This window comes from Streptomyces kanamyceticus, assembly GCF_008704495.1.
In the GTDB taxonomy this organism is placed as follows: domain Bacteria; phylum Actinomycetota; class Actinomycetes; order Streptomycetales; family Streptomycetaceae; genus Streptomyces; species Streptomyces kanamyceticus.
Map to the genome: position 1 here is coordinate 3,619,071 of NZ_CP023699.1, position 26,531 is coordinate 3,645,601.

Sequence of the window (26,531 nt, forward strand, 5' to 3'; positions counted from 1 at the left end):
TGGACGGTTGTCCATCGCGCCACCAGAAGGGGTGAACGGCCGTAACTTTCCCGCGTCGGTAGCGTTCCGTCGCGCTATAGCACCCGGGAAGCCCCTTTTCGCTACGGAGAGTTAGGCTGCGGCCATCTCCTGGCCGTCCGCGGCCAGCTCCTCGCGCGCCTTCCGACGCCGCGCCGCCGCCTCGGGGTCGAGCGCGGGCACGGCAGCGAGCAGCCGCTTCGTGTACGGATCGCGGGGCGCTCCGTACACCTCCTCCGCCGGACCGCACTCCACGATCCGGCCCGCCCGCATCACCGCGACCCGGTCGCTGACCTGCCGTACGACCGCGAGATCGTGCGCGATGAAGACCAGCGCGAGCCCCAGCTCCCGCTGCAGCTCGGCGAGCAGTTCGGTCACCTGGGCCTGCGTCGTGACGTCGAGCGCGGAGACCGGCTCGTCGCACACGATGATCCGGGGTTCGGCGGCGAGCGCCCGCGCGATGCCGACGCGCTGGCGCTGACCGCCGCTGAACTCGTGCGGATAGCGGTCGTAGTGCGCGGGTTCGAGCCCGACGCGGGACAGGAGATCGCTCACCCGTTCCCGTACGAGGGAGTCCTCGGCCCCCCGTGCGCGCAGCGGATCCGCGATGGACTCGCCGATGGAGCGCCGCGGGTTGAGCGAGGACACCGGGTCCTGGAACACCATCTGCACATCGGTCCTGACCCGGCCGCCGGGCTGCTCCGCACCCCCGTGACGGAGTTGCCCGGCGCTCGGCTCCAGGAGGCCAACCAGCATGCGGCCCAGCGTCGTCTTGCCGCTGCCGCTCTCCCCCACGATCCCGAGGGTCTCGCCCGCGCGCACGGTGAGCGACACCCCGTCGACCGCCGTGAGGGCCCGTCGGCCCCGCCCGAACTCCCGCCGCAGACCGACGGCTTCGAGGACGACCTCGCCCCGCTCAGCGGCGGCGCGCCCGCGCGGCACGTCCACCCGGGGCACCGCGTCGAGCAGCTCCCGGGTGTACGCCTCGCGCGGCGCCCCGAGCACGTCGCGCACCGCGCCCCGCTCCACGGCGCGCCCGCCGCGCATGACCAGGACGTCGTCCACGCTCTCCGCGGCGACGCCCACGTCGTGCGTGACCAGGAGCAGCCCCATGCCGGTCTCCTGGCGCAGCGTGTGCAGCAGGTCGAGGATCTGGGCCTGGACGGTCACGTCGAGCGCGGTGGTCGGCTCGTCGGCGACCAGGAGCGCGGGTTCGCAGGCCAACGCCATGGCGATGAGCGTGCGTTGGCGCATGCCGCCGCTGAACTCGTGCGGCCGCGCCCGCGAGCGGCGCGCGGCGTCGGGGATGCCGACCCGGTCGAGCACCTCCACGCCACGCGCGCGTGCCGCCCGCCGGGAGGCTCCCGTGTGCACCCGGTACACCTCGGCGATCTGGTCGCCCACCGCGTAGTACGGGTCCAGGGAGGACAGCGGATCCTGGAAGACCATCGCGGCGGTCCCGCCGCGCAGCCGCCGCAGCTCCGCGTCCGGTGCCTGCGCCACGTCGACGCCGTCGACCAGGACGGAGCCGGTGACCCGCGCCCCGGTGCCCCGGTGCAGGCCGAGCAGCGCGGCCGCCACGGTCGACTTGCCGGACCCCGACTCGCCGACCAGGGCGAGCGCGCCGCCCGCGTCGAGCGAGAAGGAGAGCCCGTCCACGGCGCGTACGCCCGATGCGAACTCCACGGAGAGGTCCGTGACCTGGACGAGACTCATACAAGGACCACCCGTCGGTCGGCCACCGCGTACAGCACGTCCGCGACGGCATTGGCGAGCACCACGAAGAAGCCGGTGACCATGACCATCCCGACCACCACCGGCAGGTCGACGACCTTGACGGCGTGCACGAGTTCGCGCCCGATGCCGGGCAGGCCGAACAGCGTCTCGCTGAGCACCGCGCCGCCGAACATCGACCCGACGTCGTTGGCGGTCAGCGCGATGACGGGCGCCAGGGCGCCGCGCAGCGCGTGCCTGCCGATGATGGACCTCTCCCCCACGCCGTACGCGCGGAAGGTGCGCACGTGGTCGTCGGCGAGCGTCTCCAGCATCGACGAGCGGGTCAGGCGCGCGTACTTGGCGGCCTCGATGAGGGCCAGCGAGAGCCAGGGAAGCAGCAGGTTCCACGCCCACTGCGTCGGGTCGTCGCCGAATTCGACGTACTGCGGGAAGGGCAGCCACTGGAGCTGGCCGCAGACCACGATCATCAGCAGCAGGCCGATGACGAAGACGGGCGTCGCCGTGCCCGCGAGCGTGACGGCGGTGAGCACCCGCTCGCTGAGGCGGCCGCGCCGCCAGGCGGAGAGCACGCCGGTGCCCACGCCGAGGATCAGCCACATCACCATCGCGCCGAGCGCGAGGGACGCGGTGACCGGCAGCTTCGTCAGGATCAGCTCGGTGACCTGCTGGTCGCTCTGGTAGGAGAGGCCGAGGCAGGGCGCGTCGCAGTGCTCCACCGCCGTGCCGGTCGAGTAGTCCTGGCCGACGAAGATGCCCTGAAGGAAGTCCCAGTAGCGGACGTAGAGGGGGTCGTCGAGCCGCAACTGCTCGGCGACTTGCTGCACTTGGGCGGGCGAGCAGCGCGGTCCGCAGGTGATCTGGGCGACGTCGCCGGGCGCCGCGTAGAACACCGCGTAGACGATCACCGAGAGGGCGAACAGCGTGGCGACGGCGCCGAGCAGGCGCCGCAGCAGGAATCCGGTCATGCCTTGGCCTCCCTCTTGCGGCCCGTGCCGACCCGCAGCCGGGACGCGGCCCGCGGGTCGAGCGCGGTGCGCACCCCGTCACCGAGGACGGTGAGCGCGAGCACGGTGACGAACAGCGCGCCCGCGGGCAGGAGCAGGTACTGCGGCGCCGCCTGGTACCAGACGTCGGCGGACGTGAGCATCTGTCCCCACGACGCGGTCGGCGGCTTCACGCCCACACCGAGGAACGACAGCGCGGCCTCGACCGTGATGTTCACGGGGACGAGCAGCGCGGCGTAGGTGATGACGGGCGCGGCCAGCGCGGGAAGCAGCTCGCGCCGGGCGATCCGCACGGTGCCCCAGCCGCTGAGCCGCGCGGCGGCCACGTAGTCGAGTTCCTTGAGCGTGACCGTCTGGGCGCGCACGATCTTGGCCATGTTCCCCCAGGCGACGAGCCCGATGACCAGGGCGACGAGCACGGGACGCGGGAATCCGCTCGGCACGATCGCCATCAGCGCGAGCGCGAGGACCATCAGTGGCAGCGCCACCATGACGTCGGTGGCGCGGCTGAGCAGCTGGTCCACCCAGCGGTTGCCGATCCCGGCCGCGACGCCGACGACGACGCCGAGGAACACCTGGACGACGGTCGCGGCGAGCGCGACGCCGAGCGAGACCCGCGCGCCGTACACGAGGCGGGCGAAGAGGTCGCGCCCGGTCTGCGGTTCGACGCCGAGCCAGTGCTCGGCGCTGATCCCGCCGAAGGAGCCGATGGGCACGCCGCCGCGCGCCGAGTCGATGAGATCCGGGTGGTACGTGGTGGGGTCCTGCCCCGCGATGGCGGTGAGCAGCGGCGCGGCGAGCGCCACCAGGACGAGCAGCGCGACGACGACCGCCGCGACGAGGGCGGCGCGCTGCTCGCGCAGCCGCCGCCAGAAGGTCGTCACGACTACTTCACCGCGACCTGGGAGATGTCGAGCACGCCGGTCCAGTCGCTGATGACGACGTTCTTGACGTCCTTGCCGTAGAGCCGCTTGTAGACCGGGTGGAACAGCGGCACGGTCAGCGCCTGCTCGCCGATCTTCTTGTCGAGGGCGCCCCAGCGCTCGGCGGCCGCCTTCAGGTCGGTGAGCTTGTTGATCTCGTCGATCTCGTCGTTGACGGACTTGTCGTTCAGGAAGCCGGAGTTGAAGTTGTAGCCGTCCTCGACGATCTGCCGCCCGTCGAAGATGGGCGCGAGGAAGGGCCCGCCGGAGGGCCAGTCGGCACCCCAGTGCGCGAGGAAGAGACCCGGCTCCTTCTTGGCGCTGTGGACGGTGTCCTTGTAGTCGTTGTCCTCGAGTCCCTTGAGCTTGACGGTGATTCCGGCCTTCTTCAGGGCGTCCTGGAGGGCCGTGGCGATCTCCGGGCTGGTCTCGAAGTCCTTGGCGTTGGAGTGCGTCAGGGTGACGGTGAGCCCGTCCTCGTACCCGGCCTTCTTCAGGAGCTCCTTGGCCTTCTTCGCGTTGCCGTTCTCCCCCGCGGGGAAGTGGTCGTACTTCGTGTATCCGAAGGACTTCTGGTTGGGGAGGTAGGTCGTGGCGGGCTCGGCGAGCGAGGAGCCGCCGGCGGCGTTGACCACCGAGGAGCGGTCCACGGCGTACGAGATGGCCTGGCGCACCTTGGGGTCGTCGAAGGGCTTCACCTTCGGGTTGAAGGCCAGGTAGTTGGTGTAGCCGAAGTGCCCGGTGCCGACGTGGGCGGCCTTGTCGTCCTTGCCGCCGAGCTGGGCGAGCTCGGCGGGGCCGAGGTTGGTGTCGGTGGTGACGGCGGCGGCGTCCGCGCCCTGGCTAGCGGAGAGCCGCTGGTTGATGACGGAGGAGTCGAGTCCGGAGCGCACGTCGATGACGTCCGGGTAGGCCTTGCGCTCCGGGTCGGTCTTGGCGGACCAGTGCGGGTTGCGCTCCAGGCGCAGTCGCTCACCGTCGTTCTCGTTCTTGACGACCTTGTAGGGCCCGGACGAGACCGGGTGCTCCTCGTACTTGGTGCCCTTGTCCTTGGCCTTCGGTACGGGGGTGAACTGCGTCTGCGTCGCCAGGTAGGGGAATTCGCCCTCGGGCTTGTTCAGATGGAAGACGATGGTGCGCTCGTCGGGCGTCTCGATGGACGCGAGACCCTTGCCGCCCTTGTCCTTGTACGGGCCCTGGTACTTGTCCCCGCCGACCAGCCAGTCCCTCAAGTAGGGCGCGCCACCGCTGAGTTCGGCGGCGAAGGACCGCTCGATGCCGTACTTCACGTCGGCCGAGGTGATCGGCGAACCGTCCTCGTACTTGACGCCCTTCTTCAGGGTGTACGTCCATACGGTGGCGTTCTTGCTCGGCTTGCCCAGGTCCGTGGCGAGGTCGGGGACGACCTCGGCGCCCTTGGCGCCGTCCTCGCGGTTGCGGGTGGTCAGCGTGCGGAAGACGAGGCTCGGCACGTTGCCGCCGCCGGAGGTGTAGAGGCGCGCGGGGTCGAAGTCGGTCTGCGGGTCGCGGTTGAGCACGGAGAGCGTGCCGCCCTTGGCGGGCTTGCCGTCGCCGCCGCTGCCCGCGTCGTTGTCCTTCGGGCCCGCGCAGGCGGCGACGCCAGAGGCCAGGACCAGGCTGACGGATGCCGCTGCCACGCGGCGGGCTATGACGGACGTTTGACGCATCGGAAGGAGGCCTCTCGGGGAGCGCTGCGAAACGGCAGCGGAGCAGCAGGAATTGAGCAGAGCTCACCCCGGACAGGCGTGGGAAAAAGCAGCGAGATCCAGCAGCGGACGGTCGAGGGCCTACGAAAGGTCTACGGACGGCCGAAGCGGGGAAAAGGCGACGCACGCACCGGGGCGGTCGTCAGCAACAGTGAATGTCGGCCACGCAGAGCGCGGTCACGCCGAACAGCGCCAGCTCAATGGCGGCGCTCGACGGGGCGTGACTGTTCGACATGCGGAGAAATATGAACGAACTTCCGACGGATGTCAAAGCGACCGCCGGAGCCCCCCGGCTCCCCCGGCTCAACGCTTGGGAAACACCCAGGGGTTGGCCTTGCAGGTGATCCCGTCGTGATCAAGGAATTTGGTCTGCTGCTGCATGACGGGCGCGAGGTCCCCGTCCTTGTCGCAGTCCGTGTGGTTGTAGCCGAGCCGGTGCCCGACCTCGTGATTGATCAGCATCTGGCGGTACGGGAAGATGGCGTTGCCGAATTCCTTCCGCACGGCGTCGCCGTAGGTCTTCGCGCCCTGCGCCCACCGATAGGCATTGATCATCACGCGTTCCGTCGCCGCGGAATCGCAGGACACATTGTCCTGGGTCGTGTCGAGACCGGATTTCGCGCACCAGTCGGCGGTCGTTCCCGGGCTCGCGAGGGTAATGACGAAATCGGGCTTCCCCGACGATATCCGCTCGAAGGTGCGGGCCTTCGCGTGGGCCCAACTCCGGTCGTCGTTCAAGGTCTTCTGCACGGCCTTCGCGAAGAGTTCACCGTCCAGACCGAGACCCTTCTCGACGTCGACGCGATACTTCCAGAGCCGTCCCTTACCGGGCGCCTTGTCGAATCCGGATATCGCGGCGAAGTCCCCGGACGCCTTCAGCTTCGCGTCCAGCGGGTATTTCTTGCCCATTTTCTGCTCGTACGTCGCCGGGGTCGCTTCCGGCTTCTTGGTCGGCGCCACCCGGGCATCGGAGCGCGAGGCCGGATCGTCGGTGTCGCGCGCGCCGCCGTCGGGCGCGGACCGGCTCTCCGTGTTCGAGTCCTTGCCCCCGTCGGCGACCTGACCCGCCACGACGACCGCGAGCACGGTGGTCACCGCGGCGGCCGCGATGCCGGTGAAGGCGCGGCCCTTGCCGCTCTTCGCGCGGCCTTCGCCCTCGGGCTCCGCGTCGGTCTCGCCGCCGTCGGCGCCGAGCGGGGCATCGGGGTCCTCGTCCCAGTCGGTGACGGAGGCGTACGGGTCGCGGGGCGGCGGGGGCGCGCTCGGCGACGGGGTGGCCGTCGGCGATCCCGCCGGGGGCGTGCCGTTCCGGTCGCCGCCGCGCTCGGGAAAGGCCGTGACGTACTCGCGCCGGGGTCCCGGCACCGTGTACCCGGCGCCCATCCGCGGCCCGGAGCCGCTGTCCGTGACGTCGCCCCAGCCGCCACCGGGCTCCCGCTGCTCGGGATGCCCGCCACGCACATGCGGAGCACCGTGGGCCGGGGTCCCATGAGCCGGAGTGCCGTCCGGCGCCGACGTCCCGGTCGACGACGGTGCCGGTACCTTCCGTCGGCGCCCGGTGCCGGGACTGGGCGGGCGGCTCGCGCTCTGTGCGAGCGGTATGCCAGAGGTGCCCGTGGTGTTCTCGGTGTCGACAGGTCCGCGACGGCTATGACGTCCCACGCGCCGCCTCAGCTCCCTGAATCCGTACGATGACCGGCCAACTCGCCCGTATCCGCGAGGAGTTCGCGGAAGGCCGTGGCCACGGTCTCCGGATATTCCATCATCGCCACGTGCCCCGCCTCCGGCAGGGTCAACAACCGCGAGTCGCGGAACGCGGCGGCCGCCCGGTGGGCCATGCGGTACGAGACGAGCAGATCGCGCCCTCCGTAGACGAGCAGGGTCGGCGCGAGCACCCGCTCCGCCTGCCGCCACAGACCGTGCTGGCCGCCCAGCGTGTACGCGTTCACGATCCCGCGCGCCGAACGCGCCATCGCGTCCCAGAAATAAGGGAGCTGAAGCCTGCGCTCCATCTCCCGCACCGCGGCGCTGAACCCTTCCGGCGTCACTCTGCCGGGATCGCCGTAACAGAGCCCCATGAGGCCGCGCACCCGCTGCTCGGCCGTCCAGTCCTTGGTGAGCTTGGTGAAGAGCGACGCGACGCCCGGCACCGCGAGCAGCCCGGTCGGCAGCGCCGTGCGCTGCACCCGCAGCTCGGGGAGCGCGGGCGACACCAGCGTCAGCGTGCGGACGAGATCGGGGCGGACCGCGGCGACGCGCGTCGCGACGGCGCCGCCCATCGAGTTCGCGACCAGGTGGACGGGGCCGCGGGCGCGCGCGTCGACATAACGGATGACCGCGCGCGCGTGCCCGGTGATGGAGTAGTCGCCGTCGTCCGGTGGCGGGGAGTCCCCGAACCCCGGCAGATCGAGCGCCTCGCAGTCCACGACGTCTTCCAGGAGCGGCATCAGGGCCGACCAGTTCTGCGAGGAGCCGCCGAGCCCGTGCACGTACAGCGCGGGTGGCAGTCCGGTGCGCGTCGAGGGCCTCGACCGCACGGACAGCGTGAGTCCCGGCAGGCCCACGGAGTCGAGCCGCTCGCCCGCCGCGACCGCCACGGCACCCGGCTTGGGTGCGACGGCACTGGCCAAGAGATTCGGCAGCTCGGTCGAAGACATGCGGCAATGTTACGAGACGATCACGCGGTAGTTCACGTGTTCGCCGTCACAGATCTCACACGGATCACGGGCAACCTCCGCGCCGCTCGCCGACCGATCACATAGCGCCCCGTACGGGTGTCTCCTACGCTCATAGAAGAGGGCGAACAGGGCACTCGCACCACTAGGCACCACTAGGGAAGAGAGCCACGATGACCGTCGATCCCAGCGACCCGGAGACCTTCGAGGCCGAGAGCGAGGCGACAGCGGCGGCCGAGGCCGACGTCGAGGCCCCCGAGGCCGACTCCGCCGAGCAGCACACGGACCTCACACCCCAGCACGACGACTCCCTGCGGGACGCCGATCCGGACGCCGCGAACGAGGCGGACCTCGCCGAACAGGCCCGCGTCGTCAGTCTGGACGAGGACGACTACCGATAGGCCGGCGGTGACCTGACCGTGTTTGCCCCGCTACGCGCAGCTGCGAGGCCCTTCTGCGGTGGTCCAGTACGTGAAATTCTGCGCTCGCACCGCGCACATCACTGTTACCGAAAAGTACGATGGCGGCGCGGCGCTCACCGCACATCGGACGATTGGGAGGCGGCGTGACAGCCATCGAGCAGACAGAGGCAGCACGCCCGAGGGGCACACGCCTGCCCCGCCGTGCCCGACGCAATCAGCTCCTGGGCGCTGCCCAGGAGGTATTCGTCGCACAGGGGTACCACGCGGCCGCGATGGACGACATCGCCGAGCGCGCCGGCGTCAGCAAGCCGGTGCTCTACCAGCACTTCCCGGGCAAGCTCGACCTCTACCTCGCACTGCTCGACCAGCACTGCGAATCCCTTCTCCAGTCCGTCCGCACGGCGCTCGCGTCCACCACGGACAACAAGCTGCGCGTCGCCGCGACGATGGACGCCTACTTCGCGTACGTGGAGAACGAGGGCGGCGCCTTCCGCCTCGTCTTCGAGTCCGACCTGACCAACGAGGCCGCGGTCCGCGAGCGCGTGGACCGCGTCACGCTGCAGTGCGCCGAGGCGATCTGCGAGGTCATCGCCGAGGACACCGGCCTGCCCGGGGACGAGGCGATGCTCCTCGCCGTCGGGCTCGGCGGGTACTCGCAGGTCGTCGCGAGGTACTGGCTGGCCAGCGGCAGCACGGTGCCCCGCGACAAGGCGGTGGAGCTGATCACCTCGCTCGCCTGGCGCGGCATCGCGGGCTTCCCGCTGCACGGCATCGAGGGTCACTGACCCCTCGCCCCTCTGTTCCCGTTCCGTGTTCGCTACCGGCGTTCATGGCCGCGGCCTTCCCCATCCCCTCACCGGGCTAATGTGTGCTGGGTACGGCGCGGACGGCCGCGCACAGACTGACCGTCGGAGGGACAAAGCCGTGGAGGTCAAGATCGGCGTGCAGTACGCGCCCCGCGAGATCGTGCTGGAGAGCGGCCAGAGTGCCGAGGAAATCGAGCGCGCGGTGTCCGAGGCGCTGACCGGCAAGTCGCCGCTGCTGAGCCTCGTGGACGACCACGGCCGCAAGGTCCTGGTTCCGGCCGACCGCCTCGCGTATGTGGAGCTCGGCGAGCCCACCGCGCGCAAGGTGGGCTTCAGCGCCCTGTAGGACGCACACGCAAGAAGGGCCCGGTGGTCACCAACCACCGGGCCCTTCTTGCGTGTTGACCGAAATGACGGCACCGCCACCGGCTCACGGAGGGTTGCATTCCGGCCGCCTGGGGTAGACCGGCTACGACCGATTTGCACCTGGCCGCGAGGGAGGCACCACCATGATTCTCGAAGCACTCGGCGCCGCACTGCTCGGCCTCGCGCTGGCCTGGGCCACCGCGCACCGCCTCGGCCACCGGCTGCCCGCGCGCAGCCTGGTCCTCGCGACGGGCCCCGCGGGCGCCCTCATCGGCGCCTTCATCACGCACATGGCACTGGGCCCCGGCCACGCCGCGGCGACGCTCACGGGCGCGGTGGCGGTCTCCGCGGCCCTGCTCTCACTCCTGCTCCGCCCCACCCGAGGCAGACTGCGCCACTCGGCTACGGCGTAGGGGCGCGGGACTGGGGCCCCGTAAGGGGCGCGGGGAACTGCGCGACAAGCCACAGCGCGCCCGCAGCCGAAATACGGCCCCCACGGTTCAGCTAGGCCGCAAGGCCAAGCGCAGCCATCCGCTTGGTGTGCGCCTCAGTGATCCGAGAGAACATCCGCCCGACCTCAGCGAGGTCGAACCCATCGGCCACGCCCCCGACCAGCATGGTCGACAACGCGTCCCGGTCGGCAACGACCCGCTGGGACTGCGAAAGGGCCTCGCCCATCAGCCGCCGCGCCCACAGCGCGAGCCGCCCGCCCACACGCGGCTCCGCCTCGATCGCGGCCCGCACCTTCTCCACGGCGAAGCTGGCGTGCCCCGTGTCGTCGAGGACGCCGAGCACCAGCTCGCGCGTATCGGCGTCCAGCCTGGCCGCCACCTCGCGGTAGAAGTCGCTGGCGATCGAGTCGCCGACGTACGCCTTGACCAGGCCCTCCAGCCAGTCGGACGGCGCGGTCTGCCGGTGGAAGCCGTCGAGCGCGGCGACGAACGGCTCCATCGCCTCGGTCGGCTCCGCGCCGATCGCCGAGAGCCGGTCCCTGAGCTGCTCGAAGTGGTGGAACTCGGCCGACGCCATCTTCGCGAGCTCCGCCTTGTCGCCGAGCGTCGGCGCCAGCTTCGCGTCCTCCGCGAGCCGCTCGAACGCCGCGAGCTCCCCGTAGGCGAGTGCGCCGAGGAGGTCCACGACCGCGGCACGGTAGTGGGGCTCGGCGGAAGCTTTCGCCCAGTCCTGGGCGGCGACTCCGGTGGGTTCGGGGGCGGATTCGGCAGGGGTGTCAGACGTCTCCATGAAGCGCACAATAGCCCGCCTGCCGTAACGCGGAAGGCCCTGGTCATGCACTGTGACCACGACCATGTGACCAATTCGCCGGACACGCATGCGAGATTCCGGGGTACAGTGGTAATGCGCCCGCTGAATATTCGACGGGCCGTACGAATGAGGATGCCCGGTCGGTGGCCCGATCGGCTCCGACCTGACAGCCCTCCAGGGCGTACGCGCAGATGCGTACGGCATGAGGAGGGAACCTCAGCGGTACGAGCGCTCGAGCGCAGGCAGTGGTCCCGCGCCCCCGGCCCGCCCCCCAAGCAGCCGGCGGTAGTGGCACGGTCACGACCCCCAGCGTTCGCCTCGCGCCGCGTCTCACAGAAGAGGCATTGCCCTGACTACGACTTTCCGAGAGCTCGGGATTCTTCCCGAGACGGCCGAGGCCCTTGAGGCCGTCGGCATCATCAATCCCTTTCCCATCCAGGAGATGACGCTCCCCGTCGCCCTTTCCGGCACGGACGTCATCGGCCAGGCCAAGACCGGCACCGGCAAGACGCTCGGCTTCGGACTCCCGCTCCTGGAGCGCGTGATCGTCCCCGCCGACGTCGAAGCGGGCCGCGCCAAGCCCGAGCAGCTGACCGAGGCGCCCCAGGCCCTCATCGTCGTCCCCACCCGCGAGCTCTGCCAGCAGGTGACGAACGACCTCCTGACCGCGGGCAAGGCGCGCAACGTCCGCGTCCTCGCCATATACGGCGGCCGTGCCTACGAGCCGCAGGTCGAGGCCCTCAAGAAGGGCATCGACATCGTCGTCGGCACGCCGGGCCGACTGCTCGACCTCGCGGGCCAGCGCAAGCTCGACCTCAAGCACATCAAGTGCCTGGTGCTCGACGAGGCCGACGAGATGCTCGACCTGGGCTTCCTGCCCGACGTCGAGAAGATCATCAACATGCTTCCGGCGAAGCGCCAGACGATGCTGTTCTCGGCGACCATGCCGGGCGCCGTCATCGGCCTCGCCCGTCGCTACATGTCGCAGCCCACGCACATCCGCGCCACCGCGCCGGACGACGAGGGCCAGACCGTCGCGAACACGAAGCAGCACGTGTACCGCGCGCACAACATGGACAAGCCCGAGATGGTCTCGCGCATCCTCCAGGCCGAAGGCCGTGGACTCGCGATGATCTTCTGCCGTACGAAGCGGACCGCCGCCGACATCGCCGAGCAGCTCGAGCGCCGGGGCTTCGCCTCCGGTGCCGTGCACGGCGACCTCGGCCAGGGCGCCCGCGAGCAGGCGCTGCGCGCGTTCCGCAACGGCAAGGTCGACGTGCTCGTCTGCACCGACGTGGCCGCGCGCGGCATCGACGTCGGCGGCGTCACGCACGTCATCAACTACCAGTCCCCCGAGGACGAGAAGACCTACCTGCACCGCATCGGCCGCACCGGCCGTGCGGGCGCCAAGGGCATCGCGATCACGCTGGTCGACTGGGACGACATCCCGCGCTGGCAGCTGATCAACAAGGCCCTCGACCTGGGCTTCCCCGACCCGGTCGAGACGTACTCCAGCTCCCCGCACCTGTACGAGGAGCTCGACATCCCGGTGGGCACCAAGGGTGTTCTGCCGCGCGCCGAGCGGACCCGTGCGGGTCTGGGCGCGGAGGAGATCGAGGACCTCGGCGAGACCGGTGGGCGCGGCCGCGGTGGCCGCTCCGGCGGTCGTACGGAGGACCGCGAGCGTGGCCGCGACCGCAATCGTGACCGGGGGGACCGGGACCGGGACCGTTCGGGCCCGCCCGCCGCGGCCGAGGACGAGCGCCCCGCGCGCACGCCGCGCCGTCGTCGCCGCACGCGCGGCGGCAGCCCGCTGGACGCCACCGCCACCCCGGCCGCCACGACCGCGCCGGTCGCACCCGCCGCTCAGGAGGCCGTCGCGGCCCCCGAGGCGACGGAGCCGCGCACCCCGCGCCGTCGCCGCCGCACGCGCGGCGGAGCGTCGGAGGCCCTGGCCACGGCCGAGAGCACGGCGACCGTGACCGAGGCTCCCGTGGCCGAGGCCGTCGTCGAAGCTGTCGAGGCCGAGGCTCCGGTGACCAAGCCGCGTCGTCGTACGCGCAAGGTCGCGGAGAAGGTCGCCGAGGCGGCCGTCCCCGAGATCGAGGCGGAAGCCCCGGTCGAGAAGCCGAAGCGCAAGCCCCGCAAGACCGCCGCAGCCAAGGCCGCCGAAGCCGCCGTCGAGGCTGTCGAGGTCGCCGAGGCCGAGGCCCCGGCCGCCAAGCCGCGTCGCCGTACGCGCAAGGTCGCGGAGAAGGTCGCCGAGGCCGCCGTCCCCGAGATCGAGGCCGAGGCCCCGGTCGAGAAGCCGAAGCGCAAGCCCCGCAAGACCGCCGCGGCCAAGGCCGCCGAAGCCGCCGTCGAGGCTGTCGAGGTCGCCGAGGCCGAGGCCCCGGCCGCCAAGCCGCGTCGCCGTACGCGCAAGGTCGCGGAGAAGGTCGCCGAGGCCGCCGTCCCCGAGATCGAGGCCGAGGCCCCGGCCGAGAAGCCGAAGCGCAAGCCCCGCAAGACCGCCGCAGCCAAGGCCGCCGAAGCCGCCGTCGAGGCCGAGATCCCCGCGCAGTCCGTGGAGGAGCCGAAGCCCAAGCGTCGGACCCGCAAGGCCGCCGCCGCTCCGGTGGAAGCGGCCGAGGCCGAGGCACCCGCCGAGAAGCCGAAGCGCCGTACGCGCAAGAAGGCGGAGCCCGTGGAGACCACGGAAAGCTGACGCCAGGTCACGCGCTCGTCGAAGGCCCGCCCCCGTTCGGGGCGGGCCTTCGCGCGTCGTACAACCACCGGGCCCCTTCACCGGTCATCCAGGACGACAGCGGATCATCCGGAACAAGCGGAACAGAGGACGTAACCCGATGCACGCTCGCTCCTTGCTCGCCGCCGCGGCCACGGCAGGCCTCGGCGCCACCCTGCTGACCTTCGCCCCCGCCGCGGAGGCCCATCCCGACGCGTCCGCCGCCCGCGCGGCCACCTGCAAGGAGGCGTCGCTGCGCGTGGTGGCGTCCGCGTCGGCCGAGCCCGGCGTACTCCGCATCAGCGTCACCAACAGCGGCCCCGCCTGCGTCGTCGACCGCGTCCCGACCGTCACCTTCGGCAACCTGGACGGCGCTGCCCAGCCGGTGCCGCCGTCGGAGAGCGCCCCGTACAAGATCGCCACGGGCGGTACGGCGTACGCGGCCGTGCGCACCGTCGACGACCCGGGCAACCCGCAGGCACGCGTCGTGGACTTCGTGACCGTCGCGGGTGACCCCTTGCACGCGGGCCGCCGCTTCACCGCCGACGCACTCGGCCTGCCCGACGGCGTGCGCGTCTGGGAGCCGGTGACGACGTGGTGGAAGCCGACACGGGCCCAGGCCGACGCCGCGCTGCCCGCCTGAGACACGGGCGGACGGCCCGCTCCTGCCCGGCGTACCGGGGCCGGGCGGGCCGTCTAAGCGGCCTTGTGGAAGTTCGGTGCGGTTCGGGTGCGCCCCGAAGGGGCGCGGGGAACTGCGCGACCAGCCACGACGCGCCTGCGGATGTGGACCGTATTCCCCGCGATGCGCCACAAGCGACGCCGCCTGACGCGCCCCGGGCGGCACGAGGCAGGCGCGCTGCCCCGCCATGGAGCCGACCGGTTAGCCTCGGCCCATGAGCAGGCCTCCCACCTTCGTCCCGCCCCCGTGCGCCACCGCGCGCACCCTCCGGACCGCCCGCGGTGACTTCGCGGTGCTCGACGCGGTCCCGCCGCGCGGCGTCCCGGTCGCCGGGACCGTCCTCATGCTCCCCGGCTTCACCGGCAGCAAGGAGGACTTCATCGCCCTCCTGGAGCCGATCGCCGCCGCGGGCTACCGCGCCGTCACGGTGGACGGGCGCGGGCAGTACGAGACCGCGGGGCCGGACGACGAATCGGCGTACGCCCAGGAGGAGTTGGCCCGCGACGCCCTCGCCCAGGCGGCGGCACTCGGCGACGAAACCAGTGCCGGTCCCGGTGCCCTCGCGCTGCTCGGCCACTCCCTGGGCGGCCAGGTGGCCCGCGCCGCCGTGCTCCTGGCGCCCGGCACCTTCTCCTCGCTCACCCTCATGTCGTCGGGCCCCGCCGCGATCACTCCCACCCAGCAGACCCGCGCCACGATGCTGGCGGACGCCGTAGGAGTGCTGTCGATGGACGAGGTGTGGCAGGCCATGCGGGCCATGGAGCCGCCGCCCCCGCAGGACGCGGACACCGGCGCCGAGGACAGCGCCGACGACAGCGAGGCCCTGCGCGCCCGCTGGCTGCGGCACAACCCGGCCCAGCTGATCGCCACGGCCCGCCAGCTCTGCACGGAACAGGACCGGGTCGACGAGCTCGCCGCGACGCCGCCGCCCAAGCACGTCCTGTCGGGCGAGCGCGACGACACCTGGCCCGTGCCGCTCCTGGACGACATGGCGCACCGCCTGCGGGCGCACCGTTCGGTGATCGCCGGTGCCGAGCACTCCCCCAACACGGACCGCCCGGCACAGACGGCGGCAGCCCTGATCGCCTTCTGGGACCGGCACCGGGCCTGACGTCAGTACTGCGTCTGCAGGTGGTCCCAGAACCCGTCCCGCAGCGCCCTGCGCAGATCCGACTGCCCGCGCAGCGAGTACTGCAGCAGCCGCTCCGCCTCCACGAGGAGTTCCTGGTCCACCGAGCCGGGCAGGTACGGATGCCCGGGGAGCAGTCCCACCAGCGCCTCGCGCCCCCGCGCGGCCAGCCACTTCGCGGCGATCTGCGCGCCGACGAAGCGGACGTCGTCGCGCGAGGGACGGTGCGCGGAGGGGCCCGCCTCGTACGTCGTGGCCGCTCGCCGCGTGACGTACGGCTTGAAGAAGTCGAGGTCGAACGTGCGCTGGCTGTCGACCTCCCAGAGCAGCGGCTCCGCCTGATTGCGTCCGTCGGGCGCCTCGATGCCCCAGAGGTGGACCCGCGCGCCGTACCCCTGTGCGGCCTCGACGGCGGAGACCAGGTCCTCGTCGCCGCCGATCAGCGCGGCATCGCTGATGGCGCGGTGCCTGGCGAGGGACTCCAGGTCGGTCCTGATCAGCGAGTCGACGCCCTTCTGCTGATTGTTGGCGTTCAGGTTGCCGAGCCTGACCTTGACGTCGGGCAGCTCGGCGATGGACTGCTGCTCGGTCGTGTGGATGCGGCGCCTGGCGCCGTCGTACCAGTAGACGCGCAGCAGACGGCTGTCCGCGAAGATCGTGCGGGCCTTGTCGATGAGCGCCTCGATGAGCCCTTCGGCGTCGAGATCGAAGGCGCGCCGGTCCTCGGTACCCGTGGCGAGCCGCCCCGCGGCCGCGTACAGATACCCGGCGTCGACGAAGATCGCGTGGGTGGACGGGGTCTTGGCCACCTCGGCGAGCATCCGCTCCAGGAGGCCATTGGCGCGCTCCAGCTGAGCGCTGATGTCGGCTGCGCTGATCTCGTCCGCGCCAGGTTCGCCCGCGTCCGGGGCGGCTGCGCTGTGGTCGGCGTCGTTCATAGGGAACCCAGTCTCCCGCCGGTCACACAGCGAACACAACCGGTCCCGCTACTCGTAGGTAATTAGGTTCGCGAAAAATTTCCTTAGCGTAGGGAATGTTTGCTGGAAGCAACTCGTTGTACCCATCAGGAACGCGGGGCGCTCTAGCCCCGCAACCCACACTTAACGGGCAGGCAACGGCCTGGCCACACTCAGTAGTTCTCCTTCAGGAGGATGACCAGACGAAGGGAGAAGCCACCATGCGCTTCGAAATCATGCGACTTGACGACGTCGACGGCTCCGCCGTGGACAGCACCGTCGTGGACGCCGCCTCCGTCAACCGGATCGTGCAGCAGGCCGCAGCCATAGGCCAGCGCATCTATATCCGCCCGGCCGAATCCTCGGCTTCGTAACACTTACGCGTACGCAGACGTCGAAGGGCCCCGGCACCAGTTGGTGCCGGGGCCCTTCGTGCGTCCGCGCGACCTCAGCCGCCCTTGATCACCTGCGTCACGCCGTTGATGATCTGCTGCACGGCGATGGCGGACAGCATCATGCCCGCGAGTCGGGTCACCAGGACCACGCCGCCGTCCTTGATCACGCGGATGATCAGCAGCGAGTACCGCATCACCAGCCACAGCACCACGTGCATCGCCACGATCGCCGACCAGACGGAGATCTGCGTGGCGGCGCTGTGGGCGTTCTGCACGGCCAGGATGACCGAGACGATCGCGCCGGGCCCGGCGAGCAGCGGCATGCCGAGCGGTACGAGCGCGACGTTGACGTCCTTGGTCTGCTTCGGCTCGTCCGTCTTGCCGGTGAGCAGGTCGAGCGCGATGAGCAGCAGCAGGAGTCCGCCCGCGATCATCAGCGCGGGCACGGAGACGTGCAGGTAGTTGAGGATCTGGTGGCCCACGAGACCGAAGACGGAGATCACGCCGAAGGCGACGCAGACGGCCTGGAAGGCCATCCGCTGCTGCACCTTGGCGGGGCGCCCCGCGGTCAGACCGAGGAAGATCGGGGTGATCCCAGGGGGGTCCATAATCACGAATAGCGTGAGAAAGAGGGATCCGAAAACGGCGACGTCGAACACAGTGATGGCCTTGCAGAGAGTCGAGAGGCGTACGAAGGAGCCACGCCGGACGGCGCCGGGCACGAGGCACGGGCACAGGGCACGGCAGCAACCATCGCGGAGGCGCGGTGGAGTGAATGGAGTGGTGTGAGGGTGTCGCGGGGCGCTACGCGGCGGAGTGTCCGCCCGCGCCCGGCACGGGGAACGCCCCGGTCGCCCTGCGGGTGATCTCGCCGTAGATCTCGGGGTCGGTGGTGAACTCCCCGAGCACGCACGTCTTGCGACTGCCGTGGTAGTCGCTGGACCCGGTGGCGAGCAGGCCCAGGTCCGCCGCGAGGCCGCGCAGCCGGGCGCGGGTCTCGGGCGCGTGGTCCATGTGGTCGGCCTCGATGCCGTCGAGACCCGCCGCGGCGAGCCGGGCTATCGCGGCCTCGGGCACCACCTGGCCGCGCTTGGCGGCCGCGGGGTGCGCGAAGACGGTGACGCCCCCGGCCGCCTTGACCAGGCGGATGGCGTCGAAGGGGTCGAGCTCGTGCTTCCCGGCGTACGCACGGCCGCCGTCGGCGAGCCACTCGGGCGTGAAGGCGTCGGAGACGGTGGGCACGACGCCCAGCTCGACGAGGGCCTCCGCGACGTGCGGGCGCCCGACGGAACCGTCGCCCGCGATGCGCGCGACCTGCTCCCAGGTCACCGGCACACCGAGCGCCTGGAGCTTGCCGACCATCGCCTTGGCGCGCGGCACCCGGTCGTCCCTGACCAGCTCGCGCTCGCGGGCGAGCTCCGGCTCTTCGGGGTCGAAGAGGTAAGCGAGCATGTGCAGGCCCACGCCGTCCAGGCGGCAGGAGAGCTCCGCGCCGGTGACGAGGGTGAGCCCGGCGGGCAGGGCCTCGATGGCCGCCGCGTATCCCCTGGTGGTGTCGTGGTCGGTGAGCGCGACGACGTCGAGCCCGGCTGCGGCGGCGTTGGCCACCAGCTCGGCCGGGGTGTCCGTGCCGTCGGAGGCGGTGGAGTGGGTGTGCAGATCGATGCGCACGCTGCGGACTCCAGGCTCTGGCGGGACGGCGTAAGGGGACGGTCAAGGATAACGGGAACCGGCCGCTCCACCCGCCGCGCGGAGCGAGGCGTCGCTCACGGAGCGGCTCCCGTGGCTGGTGCCCCTGCCCCGTACGGCCCGCACCGGGGTCTCGCGCAGTTCCCCGCGCCCCTTAACCACAACGCACCGACCGGCGACGTCTCAGTCAGGGGCGCGGGGAACTGCGCGAAGCCCCGGTGCGGGCCGTACCGGTCCGGAGGCATGGAGGCGGCGCCGGTCCAGCCGCTAAGGCATGAGCAGGCGCGGTGACAGCGCCCCACACGGCAAAAGATCCACTTCCGCACCGGCGTCCCGCAAATCCGTGAGCACCAGTTCGTCGTACATCAGAAGCCCCGACTGCTCCGGCCACGCGATGGCCCACAGCCACAGGCCGCGCGCCTCGCCCGCGAAGACGGCGCGGTCGTCCGGGGTGCCCGACACGTGCCACATCGGCGTCGGTCTGCCGGCCGCGAGGACCTTGGCCTGCGGCGGCTTCTCGACGCCCATGTGGGGTCCTGGGTCGGGTCCGTCGATGCCCGCGTAGCGCGCGCCGAGGCCGACGCCCAGCTCCTCGGCGACGAGCACCAGCTCGCCGACGCCGCCGAGCGGCGCGGGCCCCGAGCAGGCCACCGCGGTCGCCCGCCCGCCGCTGCGGTCGTCACCCGCGCAGACCACGCCCGTGAACAGCCAGCCGACCGGCAGCGGCCACGGCATCCACACCGGTACCTGCGCGCGGCGCACCACGACCTGGAGGGCCTCGACGCTGGGCGGGATCACGGGCTGCAGCGGGTGCACGGTGCCGTGCACGTCGCACTGCCAGGAGTCGGCAAAGAGACCGGGAGCCCTGACCCGGCCACCACACTTCGGGCAACTGGGTTCGCCCCTCATAGCGCCCAACGGTCCTCCCCGGTCGTCGCCCCGTCAAGGACGATCACCCGTCCGGTGGCGCCGTCACCAGGCAAAACTAGATGTAGCTTGCATCCTTTAGCCTCCCTAACTTAATATGTGTATACATCAACGAACTCGCTGGAAGCAGTGAAGGAGCGGCTGTATGAACAGCAGTACGGGAGGCCCCGCCGAAGGGGATCCATTCGACGCGGGAGCGACCAGCCTCCTGCGCCAGCCGAAGGCCGTATGGGCCACCGCGGGCGCGTCCGTCGTGGCCTTCATGGGCATCGGCCTCGTCGACCCGATCCTGCCCTCCATCGCCAAGGGCCTGGACGCGAGCGCCAGCCAGGTCTCGCTCCTGTTCACCTCGTACTTCCTGATCACCGCCGTCGCGATGCTGGTGACCGGCTTCGTCTCCAGCCGCATCGGCGGCAAGAAGACCCTGCTCCTCGGCCTCGCGCTCGTCGTGGTCTTCGCCGCCCTCTCCGGTACGTCGGGGTCGGTCGGTGAGCTCGTCGGATTCCGCGCCGGGTGGGGCCTGGGCAACGCGCTCTTCGTGTCGACCGCCCTCGCCGTCATCGTCGGCGCGGCGGCGGGCGGCAGCGCGGCCGCGATCCTGCTCTACGAGTCGGCGCTCGGCCTCGGCATGGCGTGCGGCCCCCTGCTCGGCGCGCTGCTCGGCGACGCCAGCTGGCGCTACCCGTTCTTCGGCACCGCGGCGCTGATGGCGATCGGCTTCCTCTGCATCACGGCGTTCCTCAAGGAACAGCCGAAGCCCGCGAAGAAGACCTCGCTGCTCGACCCGGTCAAGGCACTGGGCCACGGCGGGCTCGCCTCCGTGGCGGCCTCGGCGTTCTTCTACAACTACACGTTCTTCACCGTGCTGGCCTTCACGCCGTTCGTGCTGAACATGACCCCGTACAAGTCGGGCGCGGTCTTCTTCGCCTGGGGCGTGCTGCTCGCGGTCTTCTCGGTGCTCGTCGCGCCGCGCCTCCAGGAGCGGTTCGGGTCGCTGAAGGTGCTCGGCGGCTCGCTGGTGCTGCTCGCCGCGGACGTCCTGGTCCTCGGGTACGGCAACCACACCGCGGCTGTCGTCTGCACGATCCTGTCCGGCGCGTTCATCGGCGTGAACAACACCGTCTACACCGAGCTCGCCCTCGGCGTCTCCGACGCGCCGCGCCCGGTGGCCAGCGCCGGGTACAACTTCGTGCGCTGGTTCGCCGCGGCGGCCGCGCCGTTCTTCGCGCCGAAGATCGAGGAGTGGAGCAACATCCACATCCCGTTCGTGGTCGCGGCGGTCACGGCGGTGCTCGGCGCGGTCGTGGTGCGGGTGCGCAGGAACGCCCTCACGCACGAGGCCGAGGAGCTCGAACCGAAGCACGCCACGGAGGATGGCGTCACGGTCTTCGCCAACTAGGGCTCACGACAAGGGATTTCAGTCCAGCGACACGGACTTGCGCAGCGGATCGCGCAGGTCCGTCCCGCTGTTCAGCCACCGCTCCTGGAGGGCCGCCGCGCCGTGCACCCGCTTCCACGCCGCCTCGTTCGGCGTCATGGGGAGGAGGGGCAGGAACCGTACGGGATCCATGGGCTCGTCGAGGTCCAGATCCTCGACCAGGCCGCCGGACTCCGCGACGAGCACCGAGGTGAACGGCGCGCCCGGCCACAGCGGTTCGCCCACGTCAAGGGACGCCCCTGCCGCCACGACCAGCCCCTCGACCTGGGGCGAGGCGGCGAGCACGGCCAGCGGGCGCAGCACCTTGTCGGTGTCGGCGAGCCCTCCTCGTACCGAAAGGACGAGCTCCGCGCGCGGGCCCTTGACCGGGTCGGCGAGTGCGGCGGTGGGGTCGGTCATCGGCTGGACCGACATACCGAGCGTGGCGTAGCGCACGACGTCGCCGTCCGTGAAGCGCAGCACTTCGAAGCGGTCGGTGCCGAGGAAGGTCACCGCGGCGCGCGCGTCGGGTTCCCCCAGGCCGGTGCGGAGACGGGCCTCGACGAGGGCAAGAACATCAGCCATGACGCGAGCATAGAACTCGTCAGTGAAGCGCAAAGCGGGGGCTTGACACTTCAGTCGGCTGATAGTGTTGGCCGCTGGCTCAGGGCAGCACGCAGAAGCGTCGCTTTCAAGCCCTGCAGACAGACACTGACTCTGCGCCACGGGCGCAGAGGGCGCATGGGACTTCCCTTACGGGGGACCGGCCGGAGGAGGTGGGGCTGCAATGGACCGAAGTCGACCGTGCAGTACCACCCGCTCTTCCGCCCGGTGAATCACGCAGCCCGGTAGCTGCGCACGCACACACACGCACCGCATGCACTGTTCGTGCCGTGTGCGACGGAAGAGCACTTCGTTTTCACCTGATCTGTCTGAGTTCCCTGATCTGTGTCAGTAGCGAAGCTGCCACCGCAACGGTGCGGTGCTCCCCGCTTTGTGGACGTGCCAAACATTCCCGCAGTAGGACGTCCCCATTCCGGGCAGTTCCAACCGTTGCAGGCGGCCTCCGTCGAAGGAGCCTGCCCATGTCGATGATCCGCGACCTTCGTGCCGCCGTCCGCCCCTCGCTGCGCAAGGACGGCAGCGGCTACCCCGCCTCGCCCACCTCCCCCTACCCGTACGACGCGACCAGGGACGCCGCGTCGGCCGTGGTCGACTGCGCCGTCTACCGCGACGGGCGGCGCCTTGAGTGCGCCGACGCCCTCACGCCGCACGAGGCGATGCTGGAGGTGCGCAAGCGGGGCGGCTTCGCCTGGATCGGCCTGCACGAGCCGACCGAGGCCGAATTCGCCGGTATCGCGGCCGAGTTCGGGCTGCACCCGCTCGCCGTCGAGGACGCGGTCCACGCCCACCAGCGGCCCAAGCTGGAGCGCTACGACGACACGCTCTTCACGGTCTTCAAGACCATCCACTACGTCGAGCACGACGAACTCACCGCCACCAGCGAGATCGTGGAGACCGGCGAGGTGATGTGCTTCACCGGCCGGGACTTCTTCATCACCGTGCGGCACGGCGGGCACGGCTCGCTGCGCGCCCTGCGCCGCCGCCTCCAGGAGGACCCCGAGCTGCTCGGCAAGGGCCCCTCCGCCGTCCTGCACACCATCGCCGACCACGTCGTCGACGGCTACCTCGCGGTCGCCGACGCCATGCAGGACGACATCGACGAGGTGGAGAGCGAGGTGTTCTCCGCGCCGAGCAAGGGCAAGGGCAGTTCGCGCGGTGTCGACGCCGGACGGATCTACCAGCTCAAGCGCGAGGTCCTGGAGTTCAAGCGGGCCGTGTCCCCGCTGCTCCGCCCGATGCTGCTGCTCAGTGAGCGGCCGATGCGGCTCGTCGACCCCGACATCCAGAAGTACTTCCGCGACGTCGCCGACCACCTCACGCGCGTGCAGGAGCAGGTGATCGGCTTCGACGAGCTGCTCAACTCGATCCTTCAGGCCAACCTCGCGCAGGCCGCCGTCGCCCAGAACGAGGACATGCGCAAGATCACCTCGTGGGCGGCGATCATCGCCGTACCGACGGCCGTCTGCGGGGTCTACGGCATGAACTTCGAGCACATGCCCGAGCTGAAGTGGCGCTACGGCTACCCGATGGTGCTCGCCCTCATCGGCGGCGTCTGCTTCGCCATCCACCGCACCCTCAAGCGCAACGGCTGGCTCTGAGCGTCACTCGATAGGCTGCCGCCATGACTGCTGACCCCGCCGCGGCCGCCGACCCGCTGCTCGACCGTGCTCTCGTCGAGGAGGCCACCAAGAAGTCCGGCCTCATCTGGGTGCAGGGCGAGGGCTCGCCCGCCCGGGCGCTGTGGCACGTCTGGCACGAGGGCGCCGCGCACCTGGTCGGCGACGGTCCCGACGAGCAGCCGCTGCCGGGACTCGTCGACGGGGGCCGCGCCGAGGTCACCGTGCGCAGCAAGGACAAGGGTGGCCGGGTGGTCGCCTGGACGGCGGACGTGAGCGAGCTGGCGCCCGGCTCCGAGCCGTGGGAGGCGGCTGTCGCCGAGCTCAAAGGGAAGCGGCTCAACGCGTCCGACGCGGAGGGGATCACCGAGCGGTGGGCCTCGCAGTGCCGGGTCGTACGGCTCACTCCGCGTGGGGCAGTGACGGAGGTGCCCTCCGGGTCGCTTGCCGCCGCGCCCTTGCCGACTGCGGCGACTACGCGTCAGCCGGTGCCGGGGGCTCTGCCCCGGCTGCTCTTCAAGCGGAAGCGCCGCTGAGGTTTTCGCCGCTTTCGGGTGCGGGCCCGTCGTGGTTGCTCGCGCAGTTCCCCGCGCCCCTTCGGCACTCGCCCCTGCGGGGCTCAGTGCCTCATGACGTCGGCAGCTGCTTCCCGTAGTCGACCAGTTCCGTCTTGTCCGGCTCCTCGGCCTTGAAGTCCTTGCCCCAGTCGGTGAGTTTGAGGGTGCCCGCGTGGCCGCCGCGCTCCAGGCGCAGGGGATAGGGCTTGCCGTCCAGGGAGACGTCCAGGGTGCCGCCCGCGCCCTCGTCGCCGGTGATCTTGATGGTGCGCGTGCTGCCCGTCTTGCCGCGGTCGCCCTTGGCGAGTTCGCCGTGCAGCGTGAGCATGCCGTCGAGGAGCACGCTCTTGTCCGTGAAGCCGCTCAGCTGCTGGTAGGCGGGGTCGCCCTCGGGGACCTTGACGTACTTGCCGTCCAGCTTGGCCGCGGCCGTCTCGTCCCCCTTGGCGCCCTTCCCGTCGCCCGCGCTCTTCTTGTGCGTCCAGAACTCCGAGTCGGCCTTCAGGTACAGCTGCTCGCCGACGCGCAGGAGCTGGAACGTCTGGCCCTTGGAGGTGACCGTGCCGGTGCCGCCCTCGTCCTTGACCCGCATGTCCAAGGTGTAGGTGTGGTCCTTGCTCACCACGGTGCCGGAGAGCCGGACGGCCGGCGCGTCCGTCGCGGCCTTGCTCGCCTTGCTCTGGATCTTCGACGCGGGGAGCTTGCCGACGCCGTTGGTGCCCGCGTCCGGGTCCTCGCTGCTGCACCCCGTCAGACTGGTGCCCCCCACCACCAGGCCCGCGCACATCGCGCTCACGAGTGCGGCCCTGCGGGTGCGGCTTGCCGGGGGAAGTGCGGTCACAGGTGGCGCTGCCTCTCGTGCGGACGGCCTCTACGGCTTCGGCAGTACGGCAGCGTACCTCTGCCGGCGCAGCGGCTCGGCGCCAGTCCGTCCGGAGCCTCCGCCGGGGCGCATCCGACAGGGACGGGCTAGCCTGAAGCCCGTATTGCCGGATCAAGCGGGATGAATCCCCAGGTGAGAAGGGAGCGCACGCATGGCGGCAGGCGCCCCCAGAGTATTCGTCTCCCACCTCTCCGGCGTCCCCGCGTTCGACCCGAACGGCGACCAGGTGGGCCGGGTGCGCGACGTGGTCGTGATGCTGCGCGTCGGGCGCAGGCCCCCGCGGCTGCTCGGCCTGGTCGTGGAGCTGTCGACGCGGCGGCGGATCTTCCTGCCGATGACCCGCGTCACCGGCGTCGAGTCCGGCCAGGTCATCACCACGGGCGTACTGAACGTACGGCGCTTCGAACAGCGGCCGACCGAACGGCTCGTCCTCGGCGAGATGCTCGACCGCAGGGTCAAGCTCGTCGATTCGGGCGAGGAGGTGACCGTCCTCGACGTGTCGGTCCAGCAGTTGCCCGCCCGCCGCGACTGGGAGATCGACCGGGTCTTCGTGCGCAAGGGCAAGGCAGGAACGTTCCGGCGAAAGGGCGAGACGCTCACCGTCGACTGGTCGGCCGTCGACGGCTTCTCCCTGGAGGAGCACGGGCAGGGCGCCGAGAGCCTGCTCGCCACCTTCGAACAGCTGCGCCCCGCCGACCTCGCCAACGTCCTGCACCACCTCTCGCCGAAGCGGCGGGCCGAGGTCGCGGCCGCCCTCGACGACGACCGGCTCGCCGACGTCCTCGAAGAGCTCCCCGAGGACGACCAGATCGAGATCCTCGGCAAGCTCAAGGAGGAGCGCGCGGCGGACGTCCTGGAGGCCATGGACCCCGACGACGCCGCCGACCTGCTCGCCGAGCTGCCCGAGGACGACAAGGAGCGCCTGCTCACCCTGATGCAGCCGGACGACGCGGCGGACGTGCGGCGCCTGATGGCCTACGAGGAGCGCACCGCGGGCGGTCTGATGACGACCGAGCCGATCGTGCTCCGCCCCGACGCCACGGTCGCCGACGCCCTCGCACGGGTGCGCATGGAGGACCTCTCCCCCGCCCTCGCCGCACAGGTGTACGTGTGCCGCCCGCCGGACGAGACGCCGACCGGCAAGTACCTGGGCACCGTGCACTTCCAGCGGCTGCTCCGCGATCCGCCCTACACGCTGGTCGGCTCGATCCTCGACGACGACCTGCTGCCCCTCGCCCCGGACGCCACCCTGCCCGCCGTCGCCGGGTTCTTCGCGACGTACGACATGGTGGCCGCGCCCGTCGTCGACGAGGGCGGCGCACTGCTCGGGGCGGTCACCGTCGACGACGTACTGGACCACATGCTGCCCGACGACTGGCGCGAGACCGAGTTCCATCTGGAGGAGGAGGCGGGGCATGGCGGCTGACCGCGAGCGCGAGAACCGCACCGAGCCGAGGCCCTCCCGGTTCCGCCTGGACCAGCCACGCGTGCCGCGCACCAAGCTGCTGCCCGACTACGACCCCGAGGCGTTCGGGCGGATGTCGGAGCGGATCGCGCGGTTCCTCGGCACGGGCCGGTTCATCGTCTGGATGACGGTCGTCATCATCCTGTGGGTGGTGTGGAACATCGCCGCCCCCGACGCCTACCGCTTCGACCAGTACCCGTTCATCTTCCTGACGCTGATGCTCTCCCTCCAGGCGTCGTACGCCGCTCCGCTGATCCTGCTCGCGCAGAACCGCCAGGACGACCGCGACCGCGTCAACCTCGAACAGGACCGCAAGCAGAACGAGCGCTCCATCGCGGACACCGAGTACCTCACCCGCGAGATCGCCTCGCTCCGCATGGGCCTCGGCGAGGTCGCCACCCGCGACTGGATCCGCTCCGAACTCCAGGACCTGGTCAAGGAGCTGGAGGAGCAGCGCGCCCTATTCCCGCGGGAGCGCTCGCGGGGAAGTGATGTAGGCGACCGTTGACGGGCCTTTCCCGGCCC

27 protein-coding genes are annotated in these 26,531 nt (G+C 71.0%); 13 read left to right on the forward strand and 14 right to left on the reverse strand.

Annotated elements, in window-relative coordinates:
* Positions 1-111: 111 nt before the first annotated feature.
* The 7 genes from CP970_RS14620 to CP970_RS14645 all read right to left on the reverse strand — a co-directional run bounded on the left by CP970_RS14620 (position 112) and on the right by CP970_RS14645 (position 8,066).
* Complete coding sequence (locus CP970_RS14620) at positions 112-1,734, reverse strand: dipeptide ABC transporter ATP-binding protein (RefSeq protein WP_055543827.1); 1,623 nt, start codon at positions 1,732-1,734, stop codon at positions 112-114.
* Positions 1,731-2,720 carry an ABC transporter permease gene (locus CP970_RS14625; protein WP_055543828.1) on the reverse strand — a complete coding sequence of 330 codons (990 nt, stop codon included), beginning with the start codon at positions 2,718-2,720 and terminating at the stop codon, positions 1,731-1,733. The genes CP970_RS14620 and CP970_RS14625 overlap by 4 nt, the downstream gene beginning before the upstream one ends.
* On the reverse strand, positions 2,717-3,643 hold the full coding sequence (locus CP970_RS14630; RefSeq protein WP_224058441.1) for an ABC transporter permease: 927 nt from the start codon (positions 3,641-3,643) through the stop codon (positions 2,717-2,719). Before CP970_RS14630 ends, CP970_RS14625 begins: the two co-directional genes overlap by 4 nt.
* Before the next feature lie 2 nt (positions 3,644-3,645).
* Entirely contained in the window at positions 3,646-5,370 is a 1,725-nt protein-coding gene (locus CP970_RS14635; RefSeq protein ID WP_055543830.1) for an ABC transporter substrate-binding protein, read from the reverse strand.
* A gap of 181 nt (positions 5,371-5,551) precedes the next feature.
* Positions 5,552-5,644, reverse strand: a complete 93-nt coding sequence (locus CP970_RS45790; protein WP_317987152.1) for an Ms4533A family Cys-rich leader peptide — start codon at positions 5,642-5,644, stop codon at positions 5,552-5,554.
* Positions 5,645-5,712: 68 nt separating this feature from the next.
* A complete protein-coding gene (locus CP970_RS14640; RefSeq protein ID WP_079043140.1) occupies positions 5,713-7,071 on the reverse strand; it encodes a DUF3152 domain-containing protein in 1,359 nt (452 codons plus the stop codon).
* Positions 7,072-7,079: 8 nt separating this feature from the next.
* Entirely contained in the window at positions 7,080-8,066 is a 987-nt protein-coding gene (locus CP970_RS14645) for an alpha/beta hydrolase (RefSeq protein WP_055543831.1), read from the reverse strand.
* 191 nt (positions 8,067-8,257) lie between these two features.
* Between CP970_RS14645 and CP970_RS14650 the strand changes: the two genes are divergently transcribed.
* From CP970_RS14650 to CP970_RS14665, 4 genes are all read left to right on the forward strand, one after another.
* On the forward strand, positions 8,258-8,485 hold the full coding sequence (locus CP970_RS14650; protein ID WP_055543832.1) for a hypothetical protein: 228 nt from the start codon (positions 8,258-8,260) through the stop codon (positions 8,483-8,485).
* A gap of 164 nt (positions 8,486-8,649) precedes the next feature.
* On the forward strand, positions 8,650-9,291 hold the full coding sequence (locus tag CP970_RS14655; RefSeq protein WP_055543833.1) for a TetR/AcrR family transcriptional regulator: 642 nt from the start codon (positions 8,650-8,652) through the stop codon (positions 9,289-9,291).
* Positions 9,292-9,430: 139 nt separating this feature from the next.
* Positions 9,431-9,658, forward strand: a complete 228-nt coding sequence (locus CP970_RS14660; RefSeq protein ID WP_055543834.1) for a DUF3107 domain-containing protein — start codon at positions 9,431-9,433, stop codon at positions 9,656-9,658.
* A gap of 163 nt (positions 9,659-9,821) precedes the next feature.
* Positions 9,822-10,091 (forward strand): hypothetical protein, encoded by a 270-nt coding sequence (locus tag CP970_RS14665; RefSeq protein WP_055543835.1) that lies wholly within the window; start codon positions 9,822-9,824, stop codon positions 10,089-10,091.
* Between the two features lie 91 nt (positions 10,092-10,182).
* On the opposite strand, the gene CP970_RS14670 is transcribed toward CP970_RS14665, so the two are convergent.
* On the reverse strand, positions 10,183-10,929 hold the full coding sequence (locus CP970_RS14670) for a ferritin-like fold-containing protein (RefSeq protein WP_398655106.1): 747 nt from the start codon (positions 10,927-10,929) through the stop codon (positions 10,183-10,185).
* Between the two features lie 454 nt (positions 10,930-11,383).
* On the opposite strand from CP970_RS14670, the gene CP970_RS14675 reads away from it, so the two are divergent.
* The 3 genes from CP970_RS14675 to CP970_RS14690 all read left to right on the forward strand — a co-directional run bounded on the left by CP970_RS14675 (position 11,384) and on the right by CP970_RS14690 (position 15,459).
* A complete protein-coding gene (locus tag CP970_RS14675; RefSeq protein WP_055543836.1) occupies positions 11,384-13,648 on the forward strand; it encodes a DEAD/DEAH box helicase in 2,265 nt (754 codons plus the stop codon).
* A gap of 139 nt (positions 13,649-13,787) precedes the next feature.
* Complete coding sequence (locus CP970_RS14680) at positions 13,788-14,309, forward strand: DUF4232 domain-containing protein (RefSeq protein ID WP_055543837.1); 522 nt, start codon at positions 13,788-13,790, stop codon at positions 14,307-14,309.
* Between the two features lie 253 nt (positions 14,310-14,562).
* Entirely contained in the window at positions 14,563-15,459 is an 897-nt protein-coding gene (locus CP970_RS14690) for an alpha/beta fold hydrolase (protein WP_055543838.1), read from the forward strand.
* A 2-nt stretch (positions 15,460-15,461) separates the two neighbouring features.
* Here the strand turns inward: CP970_RS14690 and CP970_RS14695 are convergent, their stop codons facing one another.
* Complete coding sequence (locus CP970_RS14695) at positions 15,462-16,415, reverse strand: NYN domain-containing protein (protein ID WP_063805985.1); 954 nt, start codon at positions 16,413-16,415, stop codon at positions 15,462-15,464.
* Positions 16,416-16,654: 239 nt separating this feature from the next.
* Between CP970_RS14695 and CP970_RS44195 the strand changes: the two genes are divergently transcribed.
* The gene (locus CP970_RS44195; protein WP_098244621.1) at positions 16,655-16,807 is read left to right on the forward strand and encodes a hypothetical protein; all 153 of its coding nucleotides are present in this window, start codon (positions 16,655-16,657) and stop codon (positions 16,805-16,807) included.
* A 74-nt stretch (positions 16,808-16,881) separates the two neighbouring features.
* Here the strand turns inward: CP970_RS44195 and CP970_RS14700 are convergent, their stop codons facing one another.
* The 3 genes from CP970_RS14700 to CP970_RS14710 all read right to left on the reverse strand — a co-directional run bounded on the left by CP970_RS14700 (position 16,882) and on the right by CP970_RS14710 (position 19,426).
* Entirely contained in the window at positions 16,882-17,487 is a 606-nt protein-coding gene (locus CP970_RS14700; RefSeq protein ID WP_055543854.1) for a MarC family protein, read from the reverse strand.
* 145 nt (positions 17,488-17,632) lie between these two features.
* A complete protein-coding gene (locus tag CP970_RS14705; protein WP_055543839.1) occupies positions 17,633-18,499 on the reverse strand; it encodes a PHP domain-containing protein in 867 nt (288 codons plus the stop codon).
* 285 nt (positions 18,500-18,784) lie between these two features.
* A complete protein-coding gene (locus CP970_RS14710) occupies positions 18,785-19,426 on the reverse strand; it encodes a DUF6758 family protein (protein WP_055543840.1) in 642 nt (213 codons plus the stop codon).
* 163 nt (positions 19,427-19,589) lie between these two features.
* Here CP970_RS14710 and CP970_RS14715 point away from each other — a divergent pair, with 163 nt between their 5' ends.
* The gene (locus tag CP970_RS14715; RefSeq protein WP_055543841.1) at positions 19,590-20,843 is read left to right on the forward strand and encodes an MFS transporter; all 1,254 of its coding nucleotides are present in this window, start codon (positions 19,590-19,592) and stop codon (positions 20,841-20,843) included.
* 18 nt (positions 20,844-20,861) lie between these two features.
* On the opposite strand, the gene CP970_RS14720 is transcribed toward CP970_RS14715, so the two are convergent.
* Positions 20,862-21,446 carry a suppressor of fused domain protein gene (locus CP970_RS14720; RefSeq protein WP_055543842.1) on the reverse strand — a complete coding sequence of 195 codons (585 nt, stop codon included), beginning with the start codon at positions 21,444-21,446 and terminating at the stop codon, positions 20,862-20,864.
* 500 nt (positions 21,447-21,946) lie between these two features.
* Between CP970_RS14720 and CP970_RS14725 the strand changes: the two genes are divergently transcribed.
* Complete coding sequence (locus tag CP970_RS14725; RefSeq protein WP_055543843.1) at positions 21,947-23,083, forward strand: magnesium and cobalt transport protein CorA; 1,137 nt, start codon at positions 21,947-21,949, stop codon at positions 23,081-23,083.
* Positions 23,084-23,106: 23 nt separating this feature from the next.
* Positions 23,107-23,637, forward strand: a complete 531-nt coding sequence (locus CP970_RS14730) for a hypothetical protein (protein ID WP_055543844.1) — start codon at positions 23,107-23,109, stop codon at positions 23,635-23,637.
* Between the two features lie 91 nt (positions 23,638-23,728).
* Here the strand turns inward: CP970_RS14730 and CP970_RS14735 are convergent, their stop codons facing one another.
* Complete coding sequence (locus CP970_RS14735) at positions 23,729-24,499, reverse strand: hypothetical protein (protein WP_055543845.1); 771 nt, start codon at positions 24,497-24,499, stop codon at positions 23,729-23,731.
* 193 nt (positions 24,500-24,692) lie between these two features.
* Between CP970_RS14735 and CP970_RS14740 the strand changes: the two genes are divergently transcribed.
* Both CP970_RS14740 and CP970_RS14745 read left to right on the forward strand, forming a co-directional pair.
* Positions 24,693-25,967: a magnesium transporter MgtE N-terminal domain-containing protein gene (locus tag CP970_RS14740; protein WP_055543846.1), complete on the forward strand. Its 1,275-nt coding sequence runs from the start codon at positions 24,693-24,695 to the stop codon at positions 25,965-25,967.
* A complete protein-coding gene (locus CP970_RS14745) occupies positions 25,957-26,514 on the forward strand; it encodes a DUF1003 domain-containing protein (protein ID WP_055543847.1) in 558 nt (185 codons plus the stop codon). The genes CP970_RS14740 and CP970_RS14745 overlap by 11 nt, the downstream gene beginning before the upstream one ends.
* Positions 26,515-26,531: the final 17 nt, after the last annotated feature.